Origin of the sequence: Burkholderia sp. MSMB2157WGS, assembly GCF_001532755.1 — a bacterium.
In the GTDB taxonomy this organism is placed as follows: Bacteria; Pseudomonadota; Gammaproteobacteria; order Burkholderiales; family Burkholderiaceae; genus Burkholderia.
Map to the genome: position 1 here is coordinate 1,078,922 of NZ_LPJG01000030.1, position 20,601 is coordinate 1,099,522.

The 20,601-nt window shown below is 68.5% G+C and carries 17 protein-coding genes and 1 riboswitch; of the genes, 5 read left to right on the forward strand and 12 right to left on the reverse strand.

What is annotated here, in order from left to right; all coding sequences use genetic code 11:
- Positions 1-79: 79 nt before the first annotated feature.
- Entirely contained in the window at positions 80-1,396 is a 1,317-nt protein-coding gene (locus WT53_RS23295) for an Nramp family divalent metal transporter (protein ID WP_059784164.1), read from the reverse strand.
- Complete coding sequence (locus WT53_RS23300; RefSeq protein ID WP_060261736.1) at positions 1,345-2,421, reverse strand: helix-turn-helix domain-containing protein; 1,077 nt, start codon at positions 2,419-2,421, stop codon at positions 1,345-1,347. The genes WT53_RS23295 and WT53_RS23300 overlap by 52 nt, the downstream gene beginning before the upstream one ends.
- Positions 2,422-2,906: 485 nt before the next feature.
- Between WT53_RS23300 and WT53_RS23305 the strand changes: the two genes are divergently transcribed.
- Positions 2,907-3,830, forward strand: a complete 924-nt coding sequence (locus WT53_RS23305) for a LysR family transcriptional regulator (protein WP_059784168.1) — start codon at positions 2,907-2,909, stop codon at positions 3,828-3,830.
- Positions 3,831-3,927: 97 nt separating this feature from the next.
- Complete coding sequence (locus WT53_RS23310) at positions 3,928-4,329, forward strand: OsmC family protein (RefSeq protein ID WP_060261741.1); 402 nt, start codon at positions 3,928-3,930, stop codon at positions 4,327-4,329.
- 96 nt (positions 4,330-4,425) lie between these two features.
- Here WT53_RS23310 and WT53_RS23315 read toward each other — a convergent pair whose 3' ends face one another.
- Positions 4,426-5,307, reverse strand: a complete 882-nt coding sequence (locus WT53_RS23315; RefSeq protein ID WP_060261744.1) for a Dyp-type peroxidase — start codon at positions 5,305-5,307, stop codon at positions 4,426-4,428.
- A gap of 485 nt (positions 5,308-5,792) precedes the next feature.
- Between WT53_RS23315 and WT53_RS23320 the strand changes: the two genes are divergently transcribed.
- Both WT53_RS23320 and WT53_RS23325 read left to right on the forward strand, forming a co-directional pair.
- On the forward strand, positions 5,793-7,655 hold the full coding sequence (locus WT53_RS23320) for an ABC transporter ATP-binding protein (protein WP_060261749.1): 1,863 nt from the start codon (positions 5,793-5,795) through the stop codon (positions 7,653-7,655).
- 211 nt (positions 7,656-7,866) lie between these two features.
- The gene (locus tag WT53_RS23325) at positions 7,867-8,580 is read left to right on the forward strand and encodes a riboflavin synthase (RefSeq protein WP_060261753.1); all 714 of its coding nucleotides are present in this window, start codon (positions 7,867-7,869) and stop codon (positions 8,578-8,580) included.
- 72 nt (positions 8,581-8,652) lie between these two features.
- Here WT53_RS23325 and WT53_RS23330 read toward each other — a convergent pair whose 3' ends face one another.
- Positions 8,653-9,546, reverse strand: coding sequence for a LysR family transcriptional regulator (locus tag WT53_RS23330; protein ID WP_060261756.1), 894 nt, complete (start codon positions 9,544-9,546; stop codon positions 8,653-8,655).
- A gap of 116 nt (positions 9,547-9,662) precedes the next feature.
- On the opposite strand from WT53_RS23330, the gene WT53_RS23335 reads away from it, so the two are divergent.
- Positions 9,663-10,676: an alcohol dehydrogenase catalytic domain-containing protein gene (locus WT53_RS23335; RefSeq protein WP_060261759.1), complete on the forward strand. Its 1,014-nt coding sequence runs from the start codon at positions 9,663-9,665 to the stop codon at positions 10,674-10,676.
- Between the two features lies 1 nt (position 10,677).
- Here the strand turns inward: WT53_RS23335 and WT53_RS23340 are convergent, their stop codons facing one another.
- The 8 genes from WT53_RS23340 to WT53_RS23375 form a co-directional block, all read right to left on the reverse strand.
- On the reverse strand, positions 10,678-11,262 hold the full coding sequence (locus tag WT53_RS23340; protein ID WP_034205303.1) for a hypothetical protein: 585 nt from the start codon (positions 11,260-11,262) through the stop codon (positions 10,678-10,680).
- A 77-nt stretch (positions 11,263-11,339) separates the two neighbouring features.
- On the reverse strand, positions 11,340-12,581 hold the full coding sequence (locus WT53_RS23345) for a voltage-gated chloride channel family protein (protein WP_034205304.1): 1,242 nt from the start codon (positions 12,579-12,581) through the stop codon (positions 11,340-11,342).
- Between the two features lie 79 nt (positions 12,582-12,660).
- A riboswitch (Fluoride riboswitch) is annotated at positions 12,661-12,766 on the reverse strand.
- An 80-nt stretch (positions 12,767-12,846) separates the two neighbouring features.
- The gene (locus tag WT53_RS23350) at positions 12,847-13,866 is read right to left on the reverse strand and encodes a chemotaxis response regulator protein-glutamate methylesterase (RefSeq protein WP_034205305.1); all 1,020 of its coding nucleotides are present in this window, start codon (positions 13,864-13,866) and stop codon (positions 12,847-12,849) included.
- Positions 13,863-16,172 (reverse strand): hybrid sensor histidine kinase/response regulator, encoded by a 2,310-nt coding sequence (locus WT53_RS23355; RefSeq protein WP_034205306.1) that lies wholly within the window; start codon positions 16,170-16,172, stop codon positions 13,863-13,865. The genes WT53_RS23350 and WT53_RS23355 overlap by 4 nt, the downstream gene beginning before the upstream one ends.
- Positions 16,169-16,879: a chemotaxis protein CheW gene (locus tag WT53_RS23360; RefSeq protein ID WP_034205307.1), complete on the reverse strand. Its 711-nt coding sequence runs from the start codon at positions 16,877-16,879 to the stop codon at positions 16,169-16,171. The genes WT53_RS23355 and WT53_RS23360 overlap by 4 nt, the downstream gene beginning before the upstream one ends.
- A gap of 46 nt (positions 16,880-16,925) precedes the next feature.
- A complete protein-coding gene (locus WT53_RS23365; RefSeq protein WP_034205308.1) occupies positions 16,926-18,362 on the reverse strand; it encodes a protein-glutamate O-methyltransferase CheR in 1,437 nt (478 codons plus the stop codon).
- The gene (locus WT53_RS23370) at positions 18,359-18,871 is read right to left on the reverse strand and encodes a chemotaxis protein CheW (RefSeq protein ID WP_059784202.1); all 513 of its coding nucleotides are present in this window, start codon (positions 18,869-18,871) and stop codon (positions 18,359-18,361) included. Before WT53_RS23370 ends, WT53_RS23365 begins: the two co-directional genes overlap by 4 nt.
- Complete coding sequence (locus tag WT53_RS23375; protein ID WP_034205310.1) at positions 18,868-20,544, reverse strand: methyl-accepting chemotaxis protein; 1,677 nt, start codon at positions 20,542-20,544, stop codon at positions 18,868-18,870. Before WT53_RS23375 ends, WT53_RS23370 begins: the two co-directional genes overlap by 4 nt.
- Between the last annotated feature and the right edge of the window lie 57 nt (positions 20,545-20,601).

The window sequence follows — 20,601 nt, forward strand, 5'->3', positions numbered from 1 at the left end:
ACGAACTTCGGGGACGATCGAAAGGCCGCAGTTTACCGCAAGCGCGCAGCGCACCTGTGTCAGCCTGTGACAGGCTGTATCAGCCCGCGACACCGGTAATCAACAGCAGGTTCGTGCCGGTGATCACGGCGAACAGCGCCCATGCGGCCACCTGCATCCCGCGGCCGATCGCATGCTCGCCCATCGTGCCGCGGTCGCTGACCGAGCGGATCAGCGGCCACATCGCGAACGGCAACTGCAGGCTCAGCAGCACCTGGCTCCATACGAGCAGTTGCCCGACCGAGCCGTCGCCGAGCCACAGCACGCCGATCAGCGCCGGCACGAGCGCGAGCCCGCGCGTGATCAGCCGGCGCTGGTAGCACGGGATCTTCGTATGCAGGAAGCCATCCATGATGACCTGGCCGGCGATCGTGCCGGTGAGCGTCGAGCTCTGCCCCGACGCGAGCAGCGCGATGCCGAACAACAGCGCGGCCGCGCCGCCCGCGATCGGCGTGATCAGCCGGTACGCCTGCTCGATGTCGGTCACGTTGTGCTGGCCGGTCGCATGAAATGCCGCACCCGCGACGACGAGGATCGCCGCATTGACGAGCATCGCGACGAACAGCGACACGCAGGTATCGATGCGCACGAGCGCGAGCGTGTCGCGGATCACGCCGCGCGCGCCGCCGACGACGTGCCGCGTCTGCACGACCGACGAATGCAGATACAGGTTGTGCGGCATGATCGTCGCGCCGACGATGCCGAGCGCGAGCACGATCGCGTCCTTGCGGTCGTGGCCGGGATCGCCCGGCACGAGCCCGCCGACCACCGCATGCCAGTCGGGCGGCGTGATCGCCACCTGCGCGACGAAGCAGAACGCCATCGTCGCGATCAGCCCGAGCACGATCGCCTCGATCTGCCGGAACCCCTTGCCCTGCAGGCCGAGCACGATCACCGTGTCGAGCGCGGTCAGCACGACGCCCCACGCGAGCGGCACGCCGAGCAGCAGCTTGAACGCGAGCGCGCAGCCGAGCACTTCCGCGATGTCGCACGCGATGATCGACACTTCGGCGGTGATCCACTGCACGACGCGGCCGACGCGCCCGTAGCGGTCGTAGCTGGCTTGCGCGAGATCCTTGCCCGCGACGAGGCCGAGCCGAGCCGCGAGCATCTGCAGGAAGATCGCCGCGAGGCTCGAGAACGCGACGACCCACAGCAACGCATAGCCGAACTGCGAGCCGGCCTGGATATCGGTCGCCCAGTTGCCGGGATCCATGTAGCCGATCGCGACCAGCAGGCCGGGGCCGAAAAAACGCCTGAGCTTGCGCCAGCGCGGCGCGGCGGCGTCGATCGTGATGCTGCCCTTTACTTCCGACGGGCAGAAAGGGGCGGTGGCGGTAGTGGGGAGAAAGGGCATGGAAACCGGGAATCGAGATCGCGACACGACGATTCTACGGGTATCCGGCCCGTTTTCCCGCGCTCGGCCGCGCATGCGTCGCAACCCGCCCCGTCGCCGTCGCCGTCGTGGTCGCAACACGCGGCGGCGCGACCGTCGTCCGAACCGGGCGACGCCGCGCCGTGCGCGAGGATCTTTTCCCGCTCGGCGACGCGGAATTCGGTCGGCGACATCAACAGGCGCTGGCGAAACAGCTTCGCGAGCCGCTCGCCGCTGCCGAACCCGGTGCGCCGCGCGACCTTGTCGGCCGGCAGCGTCGTATGGATCAGCATGTGGCACGCACGTTCGAGCCGCACGTGCTGGACGAACTCGGTCGGCGTCACGCCGATTTCCTTCTTGAAGCGCCGCAGGAAATTGCGCTCGCTCATCGCGGCCGCCTGCGCGGCGTTCGCGATCGAGACGCGGTTCACGCTCTGCGCGCGCAGCCGCTGCGCGGACATCCGGATCGACGGGCTCGCGCTCAGTTCGCGGAACGCCCACATCGACTGCACATAGCGCTGCTCGACCGGCCGCATCATGTTGCTGGCGATCTCCTGCGCGGCGCTGTCGCCGAGGTCGGCGCGGAACATGTCGAGCGCGGCGGCAAACACGTCGGTTTCGCCGACCCGCGATTCGATCGTCGTGGCGGCCCGGCGCCCCGCCCGGCCCGGCCGCCCGTCGATCGACGACGACGGCCGCCGCGTCGCGGCGAGCGCGGGCAGATCCATCGCGTCGACGATCCAGCGCGCATGCCGGCGAATGTCGGTCAGGCGCCGTTGCAATGCGTCGTCCCAATTGACGGCCGCCCGGTCGCCATGAAGATGAAAGAACGCGAGCGCACGGCGGCTGTGTTCGTCGCCGAGCGGATCGGCCGCGATTCTCACGCCGGACGACGACTGCAACAGTCCCCCGCTTTCGGATACGTACTTGAGCTGATAATCCGCGCCGTACCCATGCAGGCGATTCGCCAGGTTGAAGGCTTCGCCGAGACGCGCGGCCTGGGCCAACGAAAACCCCGTACTCAAATAGATAACGACCCACCGCTGATCTGCTGCATTCACTGGCCAAGCCCCCGACTTGTTCGACTTCTTCTAATACCGTCGAACTGTCAGGCTTATATTTGGTTTGAATGCGTGCGACAGGACGGCTATCCCGAAATATGAAGCGACGGCATCTTAGCCGAACGGGTAGTGCCTTTGGCGCTAAATGGCCGACGGGGACAGCATGATGGCGGATTACTACAGGCTGCCGTGCGCCGCCGGTAAGCCGGCACGGAATCGCGCATACGATACGGCCGACCATCGCGGCCGTCATGCGTGACGACGTGCGTGTTCGATGGCGTCGCGCAGCGGTCGAGCGGCCGCTCGCGTATCGGCGCGAACGGCGTCGACACGCATCGAACGCGCACGATCGGCGCGTATGCCGAGCCGCCCATCCGTTGCCTGCGCATCCTTTAGAATCGATCCGTCCTTCACCACGCCGCCCGCGCTCCGTGCCCGCCGATCACCGTCTCGACCTGAACCTGTTTCGCGTGCTCGACGCCGTCTACGTGCATGGCGGCATCGGCGCGGCCGCCCGCGCGCTGCATCTGACGCAACCGGCCGTCACGCATGCGCTCAACCGGCTGCGTGCGCATTTCGACGATCCGCTGTTCGTGCGCCAGGGCAATCGCGTCGTGCCGACCGAGCGCACGCGGTCGATCATCGCGGACGTGCAGCGGCACCTGAAGGGCCTGCAAGGCACCGCGCGCGATCCGTCCGCCTTCGATCCCGCGACGCTCGACCTGAGCATCGCGGTCGGCATTCGCGACGTGCTCGAATCCATCGCATTGCCGCGCATCGTCGCCGCGTTCGCCGACGAAGCGCCGGGCTTGCGGCTCGTCAGCCGCCGCATCGCGGTGCCCGACATCGAACGCGAACTGGCGTCGGGCAACCTCGATCTCGTCGTCGATCGCCGCGTGCCGACCGGCGCGCGCATCGCCACCGAACACCTGCTCGACGATTCGCTCGTCGTCGCGATGCGCCGCGATCATCCGCTGGCGCGCGACCCGCTGCGACGCGGCGACTATTTCGCGGCGCAGCATATCGCCGTGTCGTCGCTCGGCGCGCCGCAATCGCTCGACGTCCTGCTCGGCAACGACGGGCGCTTGCGCGACATCCGGCTCACCTGCCAGCACTATTTCGCCGCCTGCCAGATCGCCGCGGCCGGCCATCTGCTCGTCACGCTGCCGCACACCTATGCGCGGCGCATGGCCGCGCTGCTGCCGATCGCCGTGCGGCCGCTGCCGCTGCGGCTCAAGCCGTTCCCGCTGCTCGCGTACTGGCACGAATCGCGCGACACCGACCGCGCGCATCGGTGGGTGCGCGAACGCATCGCCGCGCTCGTGCGCAGCAGCGCCGGTATCGCCGACACGTAGCGGCGCGGCACGCGCCCACGCGAGCGCGACGGTATGCTGGCGGCTGCGCGCCGCTACACGGCGCCCTCTTTCCTCGATCCGCTACCGGAGATTTGCCATGTCCCTCATCCACGCCGCCGCCGTCCTCGATGCCGACGCGCCCGACTACGTCGTCCAGCTGCAGGCCGGCACGCATGCGCTGACCGGCGACGAAGCGCCGCGCGAAGGCGGCCGGGATCGCGGGCCGGCGCCATACGAGTTCGTGCTGGCCGGGCTCGCGCAATGCACGGCCGCGACGCTGCGCATGTACATGCAGCGCAAGACGTGGCCGGCCGCGCGCATCACGGTGCGCACCGAGCTGCATGCCGATCGCGACGGCGTGCAGTACGTGCGCCGCGTCGTGACGCTCGACGGCCCGCTCGACGACGCGCAACGCCAGCGTCTCGCGGAAATCTGCGAGAAGACGCCGGTCACGCAGTTCATCAAGCGCGGCACGCGGATCGACACGACGTTGAACTGACGCACGCGGCAGGCCGTATGGCCGGCCGCCTGAAAAACGAAACGGGCGGGCCGCGCATCCGGCGCGACCCGCCCGTTCGTCGATCCCGCCCGCCGCTTACAGTCCGAGCGCGGACAGGTCCAGCTTGCCGTCCTTCATCGGCGGGCACCAGAAATACGCGCCCGTCAGCGGCCGCGTGAAGCGGAACAGGCCGTCGACGATCCCGTCTTCCGCGCCGCTCATCCGGCGCATCTGCACGTCGAACGCGCGGAACGAGCAGCCGAACGCGACGAAATAGAGGCCCGCGCGGCGCGCGTCCGACCACGGCGACGAACGGCGCAGCATGAACGCCTCGGGCTCGAAGCTCTCTTGCGCGGTGCGCTTCACGTGCGCGAATTCGGGCGCGTCGTCGAGTTCCTCGTTGTCCGAACGGCGGCGCCCGATGATGTGATCCATCTCACCCGACGGAATGCGCTCCATCTGGTCGAAATCGTGCACCCACTGCTGCACCGCGACGAAGCTCGAACCGTCGAGCCCCGCGCCCTGCCCCGTCACGATCGCCGCGGCGATCGCGTCGTCGCCTTCCGGGTTCTCGGTGCCGTCCTCGTAGCCGGACAGGTCGCGATCGTTCGAATAGCGGAAGCCGTCGACGGCGTCCTGCAGCGCGAACGCCGGCGCGAGCGCGCGTTCGATCGCCCGTGCGCGCAGCACGATCTCGCCGCGGTCGTCCGAGCGCAGCCAGACCCACACGTCGGCCGGCGTCGCCGGCAGCGTCCGGTCGTTCACCGCGAACGCCGGATAGTCGGTCAGGCCCGGCACCGGATGTCCGAGATAGGCAGCCAGCGCGTGCCCGAAGCCGACGACCGTGTCGCGTCCGTCGACGATCTCGCGCAGCGCGGCCAGCGCCGCGGCGATATTGCCGTCATTCGACATCGTGAAAGTGAGGTATCGCGCTGCCGTATCGATCGGAGCCAGGATGCCTTGCTGAACGTCGCTCATCGTTTCCTCGGGAAGGGTTCGGAGTGGATCCGGGCGGGCGCGCGTCGTCGCGCGCCGCGGACGCCGAAGTGTAATCGATGCGTCCGCCGCGGCCCGTGCCCGCCATCGCGCAACGTACGCGAAAAGGGGCCAAAACCCTGAATACTAACCGTATCGACGCTGCAACGCCGCATTCGTCAGACATTGCGGCGCGCGCGACACTCCTGATAAAATCGCTGCACGTCTTTTCGGCGTCCTTTCAACCGTTCACTTCAGGGAGGTGCAGATGTTCCGAATGCCAGCAGCCTTCCCGAACGTGGTCTCGCGGCGCAGCTGATCCAGCCCGCCGTCCGCGCCGGCTCCCGAGTTTTCCGCTGACCCGTCAGCCGCGCTTTTCCCGACAGCCCGTTTCGTTTCGCCCGCGTGTTTCGCGCGGCCCGGCTGTTGCGTTTTCGACGTTCTCCGAACCGGAAAGTCCCGTCGCGCGACGCGCCGGGCAACGATACATGACCAGAAAAACCTCCCATCTGGGCGGCCATGCATTCCAGGCCGTCTTCGGCTTCACCATCCGTTACTGGCGCAAGCAGCCGGCGCGCATCGCCGCGGTCGCGAGCCTCGCGCTGCTCGCCGCGCTCGCCGACGTCCTCACGCCGCTGTTCGCCGGCCGCCTCGTCGACGCGCTGTCGAGCAGCCTGACCGACCGCGCCGCCGCGTGGCATTCGGCCCTCGTCGCGTTCGGCACGCTCGCCGCGCTCGGCATCGGCGCGACGGTGCTGCGCCAGGGCGTCTACCTGAACATCATCACGCTCACGCTGAAGATGATGAGCGAGATCGCCGCCGCGTCGTTCCACCGCGTGCAGCGCTTCTCGACCGACTGGCATGCGAACAGCTTCGCGGGCTCGACCGTGCGCAAGATCACGCGCGGCATCTGGGCGCTCGACCTGCTCAACGACACCGTGCTGATCGCGCTGCTGCCGTCGGTCGCGATGCTGGTCGGCGCGACCGTGCTGCTCGGCACGCACTGGCCCGTGATGGGGCTCGTCGTCGGCGCGGGGTCGCTGCTGTACATCGCGGTGACGGTCGCGGTGTCGCTCGGCATCGTCGCGCCGGCCGCCCGGCTCGGCAACCTGTGGGACACGCGCATGGGCGGCGCGCTCGCCGATGCGGTGAGCTGCAACGCGGTGGTCAAGGCGTTCGGCGCGGAAACGCGCGAGGAAGCGCGGCTCGCACGCGTGATCGGCAAGTGGCGGCAGCGCACGCGCCGCACGTGGGTGCGCGGCACGTTCAACGGCGGGTTGCAGGGCGCGATGCTCGTCGCGATGCAGGCCGCGATGATCGGCGTCGCCCTGCGGCTGTGGATGAACGACGAGGCGAGCGTCGGCGACATCGCGTTCGCGCTGACGATGTTCTTCATGCTGCAGGGTTACCTGCGCGACGTCGGCATGCACATCCGCAACCTGCAGCGCTCGGTGAACGACATGGAAGAACTCGTCGCGCTCGAACGCCAGCCGCTCGGCATCGACGATCGCCCCGGCGCGCCGGCCATCCGGATCGGGCAAGGCGAGATCCGCTTCGAGCACGTGACGTTCCGCTACGGCAACCATCCGGTGCCGCTGTACGACGATTTCTCGATGCGGATCGCGCCCGGCGAACGCGTGGGCCTCGTCGGCCATTCGGGATCGGGCAAGACGACGTTCATCAAGCTGATCCAGCGCCTGTACGACGTATCGGGCGGCCGCATCACGATCGACGGCCAGGACATCGCGCAGGTGCGGCAGGATTCGCTGCGCAGCCAGATCGCGATCGTCCAGCAGGAGCCCGTGCTGTTCCACCGCACGCTCGCGGAGAACATCGCGTATGCGCGCCCCGACGCGAGCCGCGCCGACATCGAGCGCGCCGCGCGCCTGGCCAGCGCGCACGACTTCATCGCCGCGCTGCCGGACGGCTATGACACGCTCGTCGGCGAACGCGGGATCAAGCTGTCGGGCGGCGAGCGCCAGCGCGTCGCGATCGCGCGCGCGTTCCTCGCGGATGCGCCGATCCTGATCCTCGACGAAGCGACGTCGAGCCTCGACAGCGAAAGCGAGCTGCTGATCCAGCAGGCGATGGAGCGGCTGATGGTCGGCCGCACGACGCTCGTCGTCGCGCACCGGCTGTCGACCGTGCGCGCGCTCGACCGGCTGCTGGTGCTCGATCGCGGCAAGGTGATCGAGGAAGGCAACCACGACGCGCTGATCCGCATCGACGGCGGCATCTATCGCCGGCTGTTCGAACGGCAGGCGCTGGAGCTGGCGAAGGGGCTCGCCGATTCGCCGCGATGCACGGCGGATCGCAATGCCGGGCCGCTGGGAGAGCCGGCGGAGGTTTGATGCAAGCGCGTCGCGACCTGGCCCGGCGGCGCGGTCATCGCCGCCGGGGCCACGCGGCGGCAATCGGTTCCGGATCGAGGCCGTGCCATGCGCACGGCCTTTTTTCGTGTCCGCGGCGTTGGCTCGGCGGTGCCGGACCGCGCGCCGCGGCGTGTTCGCCGCCGGGATCACTTATCATGTCGGCCAGGCAATTCGCGACGAAAGGCAGACCATGTTTACAGGCATTGTTCAGGGCGTCGGCACCATCGACGCCATCAAGGATCACGGCGAGCTGAGGACCTTCAGCATCGCATTCCCCGAGCGGTTCACCGACGATATCGAGATCGGCGCGAGCGTGTCGGTCGACGGCGTCTGCCTGACGGTGACGACCATCCATTCGCCGGAGCTGATCGACTTCGACGTGATGTTGCCGAGCCTGCGGATCACGACGCTGGCCGACCTCCCGACCGGCGCGCGCGTCAACGTCGAGCGGGCCGCGAAGGACGGCGCGGAGATCGGCGGGCATCCGCTGTCCGGCCATGTCGATTTCACGGGGACCATCGCGCACATCGCGTCTTCCGAGCACAACCGGATGATCCGCATCGGCGTGCCGGCCGAATTCAAGCGCTATGTGTTCGCGAAGGGCTACATCGCGATCAACGGCTGCAGCCTCACCGTGTCGGACGTCAATCGCGACGAAGGCTGGTTCGACGTCTGGCTGATTCCCGAAACGCGCCGCGCGACCACGTTCGATGCGAAGGGCGTCAACGACAAGGTCAACATCGAGATCGAGCGCAGCACCCAGGTCGTCGTCGATACGATCCGGGAATCGGTCAAGGAAACGCTCGGCGAATTGAACGGCGTCGTCACCGCGCTGCTGGCGGAAAAAGGCATCGATATCGAGGAACTGCTGGCGCGCAACGTCGCGCGGCTGCCGAAGCAGTAAAGGTCGATGACCTGCGTGCCACGGTATGTCGCGTGGGAACGCAGGCTTATTCGTCCGTGGCGCTCCGACCAGTCAAGGCTTGCCGTTCTTGAAGGCCGCAACCAGAAATTCGACGAGCACCCGGACCCGCATCGGAAGGCGTCGGCCTGCGGGGTACACGAGATGGATGGGGAAGCGTTCAGGCTGCAACTGCGGCAGCAGGACGCGAACCTTGCCGGATCGAATGTCTTCCTCGAACAACCAGGACGGCGCTTGCGCAATGCCAAGGCCGCATAGAACGGACGCCCGGATGTGTTCGGCGTCGCCCGTCATCAGCGAGCCGTGCGGCACGTAGGAGACGGTTTCCTTTTTGACCTTGAACGCCCACGGTTTCGGCTCGCGATCTTTCGAAAATACCACGCACGCGTGCCGATCGAGGTCGGAAAGTCGCTGTGGCTCGCCACGTGCGGCAACGTAGTCCGAACTGGCGACGAGCAGGAAATCCGCGTCGGTCAGTTTTTTGGCGGTGAGTGACGAATCCATCAACTGCCCGTGCCGGATGCCAAGATCGACGCCATCGCCAACCAGATCGACCAGCCGCTCGGAAACCGATAATTCGACGCTTATGTCCGGGTAGCGCTTGAAGAATTCCGGCAACAACGGGGTAATGCACAGCCGTCCGTGTGCCGGCGCCGTGTTGACCCTGACGACGCCCTTGGGGGCGCGCTGACGGTCGCCCACTGACGCTTCGAGCACGTCAAAATCGTCAATGAGTTGCTTGGCTGACTCGTAGAACGCGAGCCCCGCATCGGTGACGATGACCTTGCGCGACGTGCGCATCAGAAGCTGCGCGCCAAGGTGAGTTTCGAGCGCACCGATTTTCTTGCTGACGGCAGGCTGTCCTATTCCATGTTCGCGCCCCACGGCCGAGAAATTGCCGCATTCGACAAGGCGGACAAACAGCCGAATTGCATCCAGACGATCCATCAGCGGGCTTCCCGGCGATTCCAAAATGGAATTGATGGTATGTCGGAACACGCCGTTTCGGCAATATCGAAATCGCCGTAGATTCACGGTTGTTCAGCCAACCGACACGACCGACCATGAAAGCACTCAGTGTGACGCCCGACCGCGAACTCGAACTGCGCGACATTCCCACGCCACTCGACGCCGCACCCGAGCATGTGTTGATCGACATGGATGCGTCAGCCATCAACCACGGCGACAAGACGTTCCTCACAAGGCCGGCAGCGGCGGGTCTTGCGTTGCCGTTGAGCGAACACGCTGTCTGGGGCGCATCCGGTGCCGGAAGAGTCGTCTCCGTCGGCGACGGTGTGCCGCAAAAATACCTCGGCAAACAGGTGGCGATTTATCGCTCGCTGGCTCGAAGCCCGCGCAGCGTCGGCTTGTGGTCCGAGCGCGCACACGTGCCCTACAGCACGTGCCTGATTTTGCCGGAGCACGTTTGTGCGCGAGATTATTGCGGCTCGCTCGTGAACGCGATGACGGCTTTCGCATTTCTCGACGAAGCCGAAAGGGATGGGCACAAGGGTGTCATCGTGACGGCTGGCAATTCGGCAACAGGCCGTGGGATCGCGGCGCTCGTGCGCGACAGACAACTGCAAGCGATCTTTCTGGTTCGTGGCGACGCCGCGCGCGACACGTTGCGCGCGGCCGGCGCTGAGCACGTGATCGTCACGCGAGAAGGATTCGCGCGCGAGCTTGCTTCGCTCGCGGCGGAACTGAACGCGACAGCCGTTTTTGACGGCGTCGGCGGCGAATTGCTCAGTCACGTGTTGCCGGTGCTGCCGCCGAACCCGACGGTTTACGTGTACGGCTTTCTGGGCGCTGCGTCGCCGGTCGTGATTCCTTCCGTCCTATTCATGTCAAAAAATCTGACGATGAAGCGGTTCAGCAATTTCGACAGCCGCACGGTGAAGGAACCCGACAACCTTGTCCGCGCGCTCGGCAACCTGGAACAGGTGATTGACGATCCGTTGTTCAGAACGAAAATCGGCGACATGTTTCGCCTCGATCAAATCGAAGAGGCGATGCGGTACGAATCGGCCGAGGGCGCCAAGGCGGTGTTGGTGCACGGTGATCGCAGCGACACGTGAGCTAGGTGATCCGCTGGATCACCGAATACCTGCTTCCATCGGAAAACACCTCGACCCACGGTTCCGATTCCTCGAACGTCCAGAGAACGAGTTCGAGGTCGATCAGTTCATTCCAGTCATCGTCGGGCCACGGCATGTTCCATCCGCCCGCGACGGCCACCACGCCGCCTGTATAGAGCGGGCATTGCGCCATCCATTCGCGCTCGTAGTCGTGCGCGGCCGCGCCCTTGAAGTTACCGTTGAATCCCCAGTCGCGCTGCCAGCCGTGTGCGTCGAGGTACGCGCCGATCGCCGCGGAGCCGAAGCGGAACACCGCGTCGACCGATGGAAGCGACATCGCGTCGGATCGGCACAGCGGGCGGGCGGAGCGGACAGGTTGCGTGGAAGTCTCCACGCGGCCTGACGTGCCGCCATCGTCGAGATATACGTTCAGCCAGACGCCGTCGCGCTCGACGGAAATGCACAACGCGCCGGCATCAACTCCATGCCAGTAGCCGGTGACGGGTTCGCCGTCGTCCGCGAAGCGGTACTGACGGCACGGCCTCGCAAGCCGCTTCGCTTCGTTCAGAAAATCGTCCGACGTCATTGGATGCCTCTCTTTTCAGCGTCCCGGGTATCGCATCGCACCGCCGCGATCGAACGACATCGACCGCGGCCCCCACCTCACTCCGCCTCCGCCCGCGCCCCCTTCCCCACCGCCACGCGCTGCGCGCGATAAATCCCCGCGGGGCCGGAGAACAGATACGCGACGACACAGGCGACGATCGCATACACGCCGATGTCCGCGCCGAACAATTCGATCGCCATGATCGTCGACGCGATCGGCGTGTTCGCCGCGCCCGCGAACACCGCGACGAAGCCGAGCCCCGCGAGCACCGGCACCGGCAGCGCCAGCACCTGGCCGAGCGCATTGCCGAGCGTCGCGCCGATGTAGAACAGCGGCGTCACCTCGCCGCCCTTGAATCCCGACGCAAGCGTGACGACGGTGAACGCGAACTTGCCCGCGAAATCGTAAAGCGGCAGCGGGCCGTGAAACGCGGCCTCGATCGTCGGGATGCCGAGGCCGAGATACCGCGGCACGTTCAGCACGATCGCGGCCACGGCGACCAGCAGGCCGCCGAGCACCGGCTGCAGCGGCGCATGGCGGATCGCGCGGCGAAACCACGCGGTCAGCGCATGCGTCGCGAACGCGAACAGCCGTCCGACCACGCCGAACGCGATGCCCGCGACGACCGTCACGGCCAGCCCCGTCGCCGATACGGCCGGCACGAACGGAATCGCATAGGCCGTGTGATGGACGCCCCACGCACGGCACACGGCGTCCGCGACGATCGCCGACGCGACGCAGGCCAGCAGCGCGTCGTATCGCACGCGCCCGATCGCGAGCACCTCGAGCCCGAACACGGCGCCTGCGAGCGGCGTGCCGAACACCGACGCGAAGCCGGCCGCGATGCCGCCCATCAGCAGCACGCGGCGATGCTCGCGATCGAGACGAAACAGGTGCGTGACGCGATCGGCGAGCGCGCCGCCCATCTGCACGGCCGTGCCCTCGCGGCCGGCCGACCCGCCGAACAGGTGCGTGACGACGGTCGCGATGAGCACGAGCGGCGCCATCCGCTTCGGCACGAGCGCCTTCGGGTCGTGAATCTCGTCGATCAGCAGGTTGTTGCCGCGCGCGACCGACTGGCCGAAGCGATGGTAGATCCAGCCGGTGGCGAAACCGGCGGCCGGCAGCCCCCACAGCAGCCACGGATGCGCGACGCGCGTGCCGGTCGCCCAGTCGAGCGCGATCAGGAACACGGCGGAAGCCGTACCGGCCAGCGTGCCGAGCAGCGCGGAAAGCGCGAGCCAGCGGCACACATAGCGCACGGTCGCGAAAAGATCGGCAGAAGTCGTGAAGAACATGATTTCCAGATTCGACGGAACATCGAAACCTGGGCGGCAGAACGCTGGATGGACGGCCTGCGACCTCCTGACGACCCAGGAACACGCAGGCATCATCAGCCGGGCAAACCGGCGGTTGAGGGCCGCACCGCGCGCGCCACGCGCCGCGAACGACCACAGGGAGGCATGCCATCTCCGCATGGCCGCGATTGTACGCGACGCCACGCCGCGCACGCAATGCAGACGCCGGCGCGCCGCGAAACGACGGCGCGTGGCCGGTGCGCCGTCAGTCGCGCGGTGCGAGCGCGATCCGCGCGATCAACTGCGGCGCGATCTGTTCGAGCGGCAGGATCGCCGACGCCGCGCCGATCGCCGCGGCCGCCTTCGGCATCCCGTACACGGCGCTGGTCGCTTCGTCCTGCGCGATCGTATAGCAGCCCTTCGCGCGCATCGCCTTCAGGCCGAGCGCGCCGTCGCGTCCCATGCCCGTCAGCAGCACGCCCAGCGCATCGCCCTGCCAGCCGTCCGCGACGCTGTTGAAGAACACGTCGATCGACGGCCGGTACGGCGTTTCGGCCGGATGCCGCGTATAGCCGAGCACGCCGCGCGGCGACAGCATCAGATGGTCGTTGGTCGCCGCGAGCAGCACCTCGCCCGCTTCCGGCACGCTGCCCTGTCGCGCGACGCGCACCGGCAGCCGCGTATAGCCGTCGAGCCATTCGGCCATGCCGTACGCGAATGCCTGGTCGACGTGCTGGACGATCACGATCGCGGCCGGAAAGTCGGCCGGCAGCGCGCGCAGCAGCGCGGTGAGCGCGGTCGGCCCGCCCGCCGACGCACCGATCGCGACGAGCGTCGGCTGTCCGCGCGCGGGCGCCGGCCCCGGCGGCACGAGCGCCGCGGTGCGGCTTTCGAGCAGCCGGCCGATCTGGTCGATCTTCGCGAGCAGCGCCTGCGGCGACGCATCGGTCGACAGCCCGAGCGCGAGCGTCGGCGTGTCGACCGCGTCGAGCGCGCCGGCGCCCATCGCTTCGTACACCGACGACGTGTTCGCGCTGACGCTCGCCGTCACGATCAGGATCGCGCACGGCGCGCGCGCCATGATCCGGCGCGTCGCAGCGACGCCGTCGACCTTCGGCATCACGAGATCCATCAGCACGACGTCGGGCGGATGCGCGACGCAGAAATCCACGGCCTCGTCGCCATCGGTCGCCACCCACAGCACGCGATGGTCCGCACGCAGCGCGATCACGCGGCGCAGGGCCTCCACGGCCAGCGGCAGATCGTTGACGATGCCGATGTTCATCGGTGCGCGTCCCCGATCAGGTCGTGCACGGCATCGAGCAGCGCCTCGTCGTGGAAGCTGCTCTTCGCGAGGTAGTAATCGGCGCCGGCATCGAGCCCGCGCCGGCGATCCTCGTCGCGATCCTTGTACGACACGATCATCACCGGCACGCGCTTGAGCATCGGGTCGCTCTTGATCAGCGTGACGAGTTCGATGCCGTCCATGCGCGGCATGTCGACGTCGGTCACGACGAGATCGAACGCATCGCTGCGCACCGCGTTCCACCCTTCCATCCCGTCGACCGCGACCGTCACGTCGTAGCCGCGCTTTTCCAGCAGCTTGCGTTCGAGCTCGCGCACCGTCAGCGAATCGTCGACGACGAGCACGCGGCGACGCCGGTCGGCGAGCGCGAGTTGCGGATCGCGCGTGAGCCGCGCGAGCTGGCCGCCGCGCACGAGCTTGTCGACCGAGCGGATCAGGTCCTCGACGTCGACGATCAGCACCGGGTCGCCGTTCTCGAGCAACGCGCCGGCCGCGATGTTCTGGATCTTGTTCAGGCGGCTGTCGAGCGGCTGCACCACGAGCATCCGCTCGCCGAGGAAGCGGTCGACCGCGACGCCGTACAGCTCGGGTTCGCCGCCGACGACCACGACCGCGGTGGTCGCGCGCGCGACGTCGGGCTCGCCCGCGTCGAGCAACTGGTGCGCGGCGACGAGGCCCGCGCGCCGGCCGTCGAACGGAAAATGCGGCTGTCCTTCGAGCACGTCGATGTCGTCGTGCGCGAGTTCGAGCGTGCGGCGCACGTGCGCGAGCGGGAACGCATACGGCTCGCCGCCGACCTCGACGAGCAGGCTGCGGATCACCGACAGCGTGAGCGGCAACTGCAGCACGAAGCGCATGCCGGCGCCCGGCTCGTTGAAGATCCGCACCGCGCCGCGCACGCCGCGCACCATCTCCTGCACCGCGTCGAGGCCGACGCCGCGCCCCGATACGTCGGTCACCGCATCGCGCATCGAGAAGCCCGGCAGCAGCAGGAATTCGAGCAGTTCGGGATCGGACAACCGCGCGGCCGTCTCGTCGTCGGTCAGGCGTTGGCGCACGACGGCCGCGCGCAGCGCATCCATGTCGACGCCCGGCCCGTCGTCGATCACGCTGACGAGCAGCGAGCCCGCGCTGTGGCGCGCCTCGAGCGTGACGCTCGCCTCGGCCGGCTTGCCGCGCGCTTGACGCGCGTCGGGCGAATCGACGCCGTGGTCGATCGCGTTGCGCAACAGGTGGCCGAGCGGCGCGTCGAGCAGATCGAGGATGTCGCGATCGACCTGCGTGCCTTCGCCGACGATCGAGAAACGCACCTGCTTGCCGAGCGAGCGCGCGAGATCGCGGACGATGCGCGGATAGGCGCGCGTCGCGTCGCCGAACGGCCGCATCCGGCATTGCAGCGCCTCGTCGTACAGTTGCTCGGCGATATGCGTGCTGCGCCGCTCGAAGCGGTCGAATTCGTCCATGCGCTCGGCGAGCGAGCGCTGCAGGTCGTTGAGCATGTGCCGCACTTCGTTCATCGACGCGAGCATGCCCGCGTCGAGATCGTCGGCGTACTGCTCGTACATCAGGTCGAGCGAACGGGCCGCGTCGCGCTGCGCGCGCTTCACGCGCAGCATCGATTCGGCGAACGGCTTGAGCCAGCGCGATTCGACCAGCGATTCGCCGGACAGGCTCAACAACCGGTTCAGCGTATCGGCGCGCACGCGGCGCATCGCACCGGCGCCCGCGACGCGGCCGGCCTGGACCGGATCGGGCGCCGTGCCCGACACGGCGAGCGGCGGCACCGCGGCACTCGCCCCGACCGGCTCGTTCGCGGCGCCGTCGTGTTCGCGATACGGCACCAACGACGGCGGCACCGGCGGCGGCACGGCGGCCGGCGCCTGCATCGTTTGCGCGCCGTCGGCGCCCGTCAGCGCCGCCGCGAACCCGTCGATCTCGGTCTGGGACACGGGCTGCCCCTGCGGATCGCCGACGCGCACCAGCAAATCGACGCCGGCCAGCAGCACGTCGACGTGCGTGGCCGTCAGCGCGATCGTGCCGGCCTGCGCGGCGACGAAGCATTCCTCCATCCGCCCGGCGATCTCGACGCCGAGCGGCACGCCGACGATGCGCGCGGCGCCCTTCAGCGAATGCGCGGCGCGCATGCACGCTTCGAGCGCGACGGAATCGGGCTCGCCCGATTCGAGCGCGAGCAGCCGTTCCGACAGCGCCTGGGTCTGCGTGCGCGTCTCCTCGCGATACAGCTCGAGCAGCGACAGGTGGCTCAGGTCGTCATCGCCGCTCATCGCATGCTCCGTGTCACGGCGTCGAACAGACGATCGTCGTCGAGCAGCCCCACCGATTTGCCGCGCCACGACAGCACGCCGCGCGACAGGCCGGCGCTCGCGCGCCCGACCGTGGCAGGCACCGGCACCCAGTCGGAGGCGCCGAAGCGCAGCACGCCCTCGACCTCGTCGACCGGAAACACGACCGGTTCGCCCTGGTGCGCGGCCACCAGCAGCCGCGTGAAACGGCCGTCGTCGCCACTGCCGCTGCCGGTCTTGCCGGCATCCAGGCCGAGCAGCGCACCGATCGAGATCGCGATGCGCAGCGTGCCGCGGATGTTGACCACCCCGCGCACGGCCGAATGGCGGCGATGCGGCAGGGAATGGATCGGGCGCGTGCCGGCGATCTCGCGCAGCACGCCGATCGGCAGCGCGAGCCATTCGTCGGCCACCCGGAACGCGAGCGCCGCATGGCGCGTATCGCCGTCGTCGTCGCGCGCATGCGCGGTGCCGAACGAGCTCATTCGGCGCGTGACGTCCGTCATCTCGGCGACGTCGAGCGGACGCTCGAGCAGCTTCGCCGCGTGACCGGCGTAGACCGGGCAGTTCAGGCAGCGCAGGCAGTCGTTCAGCCGCTCGCACGAGCGGTCGCCGCGCGTGCCGATCCGGTTCCAGCAATCGTCGACGTCGAGCGTCGCGTCGTCAGTGGCAGCGGCGGCGCGGTTCATGAATTCCTCTGGTCATCGCGGTGTCGGTCCCATTCCCGTCGTCGTGTCAGCCGGCCGAACGCCGGGCGCGTTCGAGCAGCCATTGCGCGCCCGCACGATCGCCGCCGACGTCGAGCAGCGTCGCAAGATGCGTCAGCGCCTCGTGATGCGTGGGGCGCAGGTACAACGCCTTCCGGTAGAAGTCGCTCGCCTCCGCGGCGCGCCCACGCGCATCCGCGATCAGTCCGTTCAGGTAGAACGCGTCGGCATGCGGGCCGACGCGCGCCGAGAACTGCGCGAGCACGCGCTCGGCCTCGTCGAACGCACCCGCGTTCGCGAGGGCCTGGGCATCCTCCAGCGTCGGCGCATCCTCCAGCGTCGGCGCGTCGTCGATCGTCGGGGCGATGCCGTCGTAGGCCGGCGCGGCCGCCACGGCGGTTGCGACGGCAAGCTCGGCCCGTGCGTCGATTGCGGCCGTCGGCACGGCCGGCGCCGCCGCGAACGGCTGACGCCCGTCGCCGAGCCAGGCGGGCGGCTCGACGGCCGCCGCCGGGTGCAGTGCGGCGAGCGGTGCGACCGTGACGCGCTCCGCGCGCCGGTACGGCGCCGCCGCGGACAGCGGCGCAACCGGCCGGGCCGCGCATGCATCGGCCGCCGCCGCGCCGGCCGACTCGCGATGAAACGCGAACGCCAGCGGCACGCGCGCCGAGCGCATCCCGTGCCGCATCGCGACGCCCGTCTCCGCCGGCCCGACGAACAGCATGCCGTCGTCGGCGAGACGCGCGTCGAGCGAGCGGATCACGCGATCCTGCGCATCGCGGTCGAAATAGATCAGCACGTTGCGGCAGAACACGAAGTCGTAGCGAATGCCGTTGTCGGCAACCGGTTCGACGAGGTTCGCGTGACTGAACTGCACGCACGCGCGCACGCGCTCGTCGAGGAGCCAGCCGTCGCGGGTCGGCGTGAAATACCGCGTACGAAACTCCGTCGCCGTTCCGCGAAACGCATTGCGTCCGTAACAGCCGAGCCGCGCCTGCTCGATCGCGCGCGCGCTCAGGTCGATCGCGTCGATCGCGAAGCTGCCCGGCTCGAGCCCCGCATCCAGCAATGCCATCGCTGCCGAATACGGCTCCTCGCCCGTCGAGCACGGCGCGCTCAGCACGCGAATCACGCGGCCGGGCATCGCGGCGAGCCGTTCGGCGGCCTGCCGCGCGAGCGTGGCGAAGGCTTCGCGGTCGCGGAAGAACCACGTCTCCGGGACGACGAACAGCTCGATCAGCGCGCGCCGTTCGTCAGCCGACGCGTTGAGGTGCTGCCAGTACGCGTCGAGCGCTTCCGGCGTCACGGTCGGCCGCGCGGCCGACGGCACGCGCTCGCCGTCCGCCTGCACCGCATGCACGCGATCCGTCAGCGCCCGCATCAGGAAATCGTTGCCGAGCGAATCGGGGTCGATGCCGGTCTCGCGCAGCAGCCAGCCGCGAAATCGCGATTCGGACGCGTTCATGCGGATTCCTCCCCGTGGCCCGACAGGCCGTCGAACAGATACAGGCGGGCAACGTCGTCGATCAGGTCGGACACGGAGATCTGCTGCACGACGCCGTCGGGCGTGTTCGCGACTTGCCCGAGCCAGCGCGTGCGCGCGGTGGAGACGCCGCTGGCGCGGAACGCCGCGCGGTCGATCCGCATCGTCTGCGTCGCACGCTCGACGATCAGGCCGATCGTGCGCTCGCCACCGGCGTGACCGGCGCGATGGCGGACCATCACGAGCCGCGTCGAGCGCAGCGCCTGCGCGCGCCGCCCGAGCGCCAGCATCGGCACGTCGATCACCGGCACCGGCTGGCCGCCGCGCATCAGCAGCCCGGCGATCCAGTCGGGCGCGCCGGGCACCGCCTTCGTGACGGCGAGCGGCAGCACCTCTTCGATGCCGGCCGCGTCGAGCGCATAACGCTCGCCGTCGAGCTCGAACATCAGGAACAGCGCGTGGGCGCCGTGCTGCGGATCGGCGCGCGTCACGCGTCGACCTTGAAGCGCGACACGCTGGTGCGCAACTGGTTCGCGACGAGCGTCAGGTCGTCGATCGCCTGCGACGACTGGCGCAGCGACTCGGCCGTCTGCTGCGCGGCTTCCGACAGCTGCGACAGCGCTTGCGTGATCTGCTCGGCGCCGTTCGCCTGCGTCTGCATCCCTTCGTTGACCATCTGGAAGCGCGGCGCGAGCGTCTGCACCTCGGCGATGATCTGCGACAGCTGCCCGCCGACCTGCTGCACGTCGAGCATCCCGCGGCGCACTTCCTCGGAGAACTTGTCCATCCCCATCACGCCCGCCGACACCGCCGACTGGATCTCCTTCACCGTCTGCTCGATGTCGTAGGTCGCCACCGCCGTCTGGTCGGCCAGGCGGCGGATCTCGGTCGCGACGACCGCGAAGCCGCGGCCGTATTCGCCGGCCTTCTCGGCCTCGATCGCCGCGTTCAGCGACAGCAGGTTGGTCTGGTCGGCCACCTTGGTGATCGTCGCGACCACCTGGTTGATGTTCAGCGCCTTCTCGTTGAGGATCGCGAGCTTCGCGTTCACCGAGCCGGCCGCATCCATCACGCTGCGCATCGTCTCGCCCATCCGCGTGAGCCCGCTCTGGCTCACGCCCGCGAGCGTCGCCGACTGCTCGGCCACGCCGGCCACCTCGTTCATCGTGCGCAGCAGGTCGCGCGACGTCGCGAAGATCTCGCGCGAGGTCGCGCCGATCTCGGTCGTCGTCGCCGCGGTTTCGTTCGCGGTGGCCTGCTGCTCGCGCGACGTCGCGGCGATCTCGGCCACCGACGTCGTCACCTGCATCGACGACTGCTGCGCGCGCGAGACCAGCTCGGTCAACTCGTCGGCCATCCGGTTGAAGCCCGTCTCGAGCGTGCCGAATTCGTCGCGCCGGCGCAGGTCGAGGCGACGCGTCAGGTTGCCGGTGCGCATCACGTCGTGCACCTCGACGAGCCGCGCCATCGGTACGGTGACCGAACGGTACAGCCCGTAGCCGAGCCCGAGCGCGGACAGCAGCACGAACGCGAGCGCGGTCGCGAGCACGATCTCGGTGTCCTGCACCGATTCGCGGATCAGCTTCGCGGATTGCTCGGCGAACTTGCGGTTCTCCTGCACCAGCACGTTCGCGTTGCGCACGACCTCGGTCCACGCGGGCAGCACCTTCGCGTAGGCGGCGACCGCTTCGTCTCGCGACGCTCGGCTCTTCCGCATCGCTTCGTTCAGCAGCGGCACGTAGTGATCGTAGGCGCCGCGGAACGCCGCGAAGCGCTGCCGGTCGTCGTCGCGGAACGTCGTGTTCTGGTAGTCCACCGACAGCGACTCGATGTCCTTCAGCACGTCGGGGATCCTGGCGAGATCGCGCTGCACGGTTTCGGGTTCGGTATCGACGAAGGTCGCCTGCTGCAGCAGCGTGAACGATTCGTTGACCGAGCCGCGCAGCGTCGACGCGAGGTAGACGCCGGGCAGCGAGTCGCGCTCGATGCTGACGGCTTCGGTGTTGATCGCGCGCAGTCGCTCGTACGACACGCCGGCTGTCACCAGCATCAGCACGAACAGCACGCCGAAGCTGAGCAGGATGCGATTGCCGAGCGTCAGCCGGGCAGCGCCGATCGTCGGATGCAGGCTTTCATTGGTCGTGCGGGGCGTCACGGTGGCCATGTTCGTTATGGGCTTTCTAAATTCAGCGTTGAAAAAATCCGCGCCCGCCTGCGCGCC